Origin of the sequence: Isoptericola nanjingensis, from assembly GCF_050311635.1 — a bacterium.
In the GTDB taxonomy this organism is placed as follows: domain Bacteria; phylum Actinomycetota; class Actinomycetes; order Actinomycetales; family Cellulomonadaceae; genus Isoptericola; species Isoptericola nanjingensis.
Genome location: NZ_JBNOZL010000020.1, coordinates 1 through 272, shown reverse-complemented (window position 1 = coordinate 272; position 272 = coordinate 1). Strand labels below are relative to the sequence as shown.

At 27.2% G+C, this 272-nt stretch carries 1 protein-coding gene; it reads right to left on the bottom strand.

Features of this window, described 5'->3' with window-relative positions; genetic code table 11:
- A partial coding sequence (locus tag ACQP6G_RS20845) for a hypothetical protein (protein ID WP_429767232.1) occupies positions 1 to 272 on the bottom strand: 272 nt, incomplete at both ends.

The window sequence follows — 272 nt, the reverse complement described above, 5'->3', positions numbered from 1 at the left end:
TATTTGTCTATTTCTTCTTTATCTTTTAATTTGCTTAAATATCTTTCATCTAAAATTAATTCGTCTTTATTTATATCATCCATTGTTAAATTGGCTATTCTTTTAGACAAATAAACATTGGGTCTATAATTTTGGTCTAAGTAAGGTAATATACAAGTTATACCATCTAAGGTCATTTGGCATTTCAATTGATTCATTCTTTTTCCGAATTCCCCTATAAGAAAGCTTTTACCTTTAGGAGTTCCAACAAATTGAGTTTTTCCTGAAATGCA